Source organism: Streptococcus sp. E24BD (genome assembly GCF_041807825.1).
In the GTDB taxonomy this organism is placed as follows: domain Bacteria; phylum Bacillota; class Bacilli; order Lactobacillales; family Streptococcaceae; genus Streptococcus; species Streptococcus entericus.
The window spans coordinates 1-3,495 of sequence record NZ_JBGTZB010000065.1 but is presented as its reverse complement, the minus strand read 5'-3'; the positions used below and the strand labels follow the sequence as shown (position 1 = coordinate 3,495).

At 42.0% G+C, this 3,495-nt stretch carries 5 protein-coding genes; 1 reads left to right on the top strand and 4 read right to left on the bottom strand.

Features of this window, described 5'->3' with window-relative positions:
• Positions 1-74: 74 nt before the first annotated feature.
• From ACERC5_RS09950 to ACERC5_RS09935, 4 genes are all read right to left on the bottom strand, one after another.
• Positions 75-683, bottom strand: a complete 609-nt coding sequence (locus ACERC5_RS09950) for a hypothetical protein (protein WP_373659684.1) — start codon at positions 681-683, stop codon at positions 75-77.
• Positions 684-917: 234 nt separating this feature from the next.
• Positions 918-1,247 carry a CrcB family protein gene (locus ACERC5_RS09945; protein ID WP_373659685.1) on the bottom strand — a complete coding sequence of 110 codons (330 nt, stop codon included), beginning with the start codon at positions 1,245-1,247 and terminating at the stop codon, positions 918-920.
• A 3-nt stretch (positions 1,248-1,250) separates the two neighbouring features.
• On the bottom strand, positions 1,251-1,625 hold the full coding sequence (locus tag ACERC5_RS09940) for a CrcB family protein (RefSeq protein ID WP_018367399.1): 375 nt from the start codon (positions 1,623-1,625) through the stop codon (positions 1,251-1,253).
• Positions 1,626-1,686: 61 nt separating this feature from the next.
• Positions 1,687-2,130, bottom strand: a complete 444-nt coding sequence (locus tag ACERC5_RS09935; protein WP_373660659.1) for a flavodoxin — start codon at positions 2,128-2,130, stop codon at positions 1,687-1,689.
• A 201-nt stretch (positions 2,131-2,331) separates the two neighbouring features.
• On the opposite strand from ACERC5_RS09935, the gene ACERC5_RS09930 reads away from it, so the two are divergent.
• On the top strand, positions 2,332-3,264 hold the full coding sequence (locus ACERC5_RS09930) for a bifunctional oligoribonuclease/PAP phosphatase NrnA (protein WP_373659687.1): 933 nt from the start codon (positions 2,332-2,334) through the stop codon (positions 3,262-3,264).
• The last annotated feature ends 231 nt before the right edge of the window (positions 3,265-3,495 follow it).

The following is a 3,495-nucleotide window of genomic DNA, read 5'->3' as shown; positions in this document are numbered from 1 at the left end:
GTCCACTGGTGGAACCATCATCGCATTCACGGTAGTCTCGATTACCAAACACCTATGGTTAAGCGAGTTATCGCTTAACAAAAACACTTTATAAAAATTGTACAGAAAAGGGGTGCCTTTTCACTCGTGAGCCCACCCATTTTACGATAATTATAGGTTGTACCATCATACTCTGACCTTGTAATAGCAGGTAACACTTTGATTGTGAGTGTATCTGTATCATCAACTCCTTTTAGTGGAATGGTCACTTCAGCTTCACTATTAAATTTAAATTTTCCAGAGAAGTTTCCTTTAACACCTTGAACTGATGTATAGTTCTTTTTCGCCATCCACTGGTCAAGATTTTTTAAGGTTAACTTCACCTGACCACCTTTGTCTGTACCATTTGAAGTAATCTCAACATCAGCAACAGCAACTTCCTCAAAGATAAACTCTTCTGTTTTTTCCTTGACATCAAATGGCTCAGGTAATTCAAAAACAAAATAGTCTCCATCAGCTAAATTATTATCATACGCTGCTAAATCAAATTCAACAAAAAATTCATAAGCAGCTCCCACGTATAGCTCCTGAGGATTAATCTCTTTGCGAGATTTATTTTGAAGCTTTGTTTTAAAAGTAACATTTGTCAATTCTTTAGCTTGTACTGTTTGACTTGTGACAAATAAACTACCAAATATAAACATTATAGAAGTGAATAGCAGTATCAACTTCTATAAAAACCGATGCGTTATCATAAATCTGTTTCCTTTCTTTGTCCTAAGCTTTCTAAGAAATAATTTTGCAAGTCCAGTAAGAAAAAGCGGACTATTGCTATATCAATATCATCGATACTTGTAGACACTACTATCCCCGAAAAATCAAGTATTTAAGCGTTTTTCAAGAGATTTTTAAATAATTATTTTTACCAAACCAAAATATCAGATAGCCAAGATTCGACCTAGGACGATTCCTCCTACTCCAAGAACATAAGTCAGAATAAGGTAAACAAACCATTCTCTTGGCTTTGTTCTGCGATCAAGTAGCTCCAAGTTGAAGGTCGAGTAAGTACCCAAACCACCTAAGAAAAAGATTAACCACGACTGCAAGTTTGGACTGAACATCGTCGACTGCGAAAGGTACCCAATCGTAACTGCCACCAGAAGATTAGCACTTAGCGTTCCTAGTGATAACTGACAGTAAGCGTTGAGCGGTCTGAGTGCATAGCGCAAGAGAGCCCCACAACCGCAGAGTATCATCACTATCACCATCTACTATCCCTCCTCTCTCTTTAGAGCTCGGCTATTTGCCAATAAAGCCACTAAATAACCACCAAGAATATGGCAAACCATCAAGCCAATTAGTCGCCACCAATCGCCTTGCTCAAGAGCAGTGGCCAAGGCCATAAAAATCGGCGCAATAGTGCTCAATCCTCCAAAAAAGCCCACACTTAATCCTACTTTTAGCGATGGACTAATACTTTTTGAGTGAAAGAGGTGATGTGTCGAATAAACTAGGCCATAAACAGCTCCATAATTACAGCCCAGCAGCCCAATATCTCCGAACTGCAGGACTACCAACTGGCGTAAAAGCCCACCTAATCCTGCAAAGAAGAAGATAAGGCTTACTTTTTTCACCTGTTCTACCATTACTCCTCCTAACAAATAAGGCAGGATTTTATCCATGCCTTACTGATATTTTCAACATTACTTAAACCAGCTTAGAGACCAGCTGCTCTGCAAAATTCTCAAGGGCTTTGATGTCATCATCCTCAGCTGCCAAATCAACTTTAACAGATGCTGCACCTTTTGTTGCGCCGCTTTTTTCAAACGCGGCCTCAAAGTCGTCAACAGCCTTGCAGAAAAAATCATAAAAGGTATCACCAGAACCGACAACACCATAAATTTTCCCTGTCAGGTCCAGTTCTTGTAAATCTTCGTAAAAGTCTACGATTTCGTCAGGTAAATCACCATCACCATAGGTATAGGTGGCAACAATCGCAATATCTGCCTCTTCAAAATCACTGGCATCTACGCCCGTGCATTCCTCAAGTTCAACGGTATGTCCTAACTGGGTCAACTTGTCAGCCACGATATTGGCAATTTCTTCAGTGTTACCAGTCATGCTAGCGTAAACAATCTTAGCTAAAGCCATAATGTCCTCCTATTTTGACCTTATTATACCACATCAGGGGTCTCTAGGCTAGCCCAAAACGTCCTTTTACATAGTAGTGAAAAATAAACAAGTCCTAATCAGTGTCATCAGCCATGTGGCTATTATCAAGAACCATCAACGTTTGAAAAAAAAAGACTTTTATGCTATTCTAAGGCAAACTAGCATAGAAAAGAGATAACGATGACTGCTCCTTTCCTTTCAATCTTACAAGCGATTCAAGCTTACGATACCATCATCATCCACCGCCACCAAAAGCCAGACCCTGATGCCATCGGGTCTCAGGTTGGGCTGGCAGAACTTATCCGCCATAACTTTCCAGATAAACGTGTGTTAACCACAGGCTATGAGGAGCCAACCTTATCTTGGTTAGCAGCAATGGATAGCGTCTCAGATAAGGATTATACTAGCAGCCTGGTTATCGTGACTGATACCGCCAATAAAGCGAGAATTGATGATGAGCGCTATAACAATGGCGATTGCCTGATTAAAATCGACCATCACCCCAACGATGAACCTTATGGAGAGTTCGTTTGGGTTGATACGATAGCTTCTTCTTGTAGCGAGATGATTGCTGAGATGGCTATTGAACTGGGATGGACGATGACCACTAAAATCGCCCGCCTGCTCTATGCAGGTATTGTCGGCGATACTGGGCGTTTTCTCTACCCAGCCACCAGCTCAAAGACCTTCCGTATCGCTAGCTATTTGCTTGACACCGGCATTGATGCTGCCCTCATCACTCGACAACTGGACACCTTATCGCCCAAGCTCGCTCGCCTGATGGGCTACATTCTGGAGCACCTACAGGTGGACCATAGCGGAGCGGCTCAGATTGTTCTTTCCACAACACTTTTGCAGGACTTTGACATCAGACCTGAGGAAGTCAGCCTCGTTGTTGGACTACCAGGAAAAATTGACAGTGTCGACCGCTGGATGATTTGTACGGAACAAGCAGATGGTAGCTATCGGGTCAACCTTCGCAGTAAAACCCTGACCATCAACGGCATCGCCAAGGAGCACCACGGTGGTGGACATCCCCTAGCCAGCGGTGCCAAAGCCTATTCACCAGAGGAAATCGCTACCATCTGGGCAAAATTAAAAGACCTCCGTTAATCGTGAACCGCACCCCAAAAGTTAGACAGATAATCTAACGAATGGGGTGCTTTTTTATGAAATTGAGCTACGAAGATAAATTAAATCTCTATGAGCTAAGAAATAAAGGTGAAAAGGCACCCCTTTTCTGTACAATTTTTATAAAGTGTTTTTGTTAAGCGATAACTCGCTTAACCATAGGTGTTTGGTAATCGAGACTACCGTGAATGCGATGATGGTTCCACCAGTGGA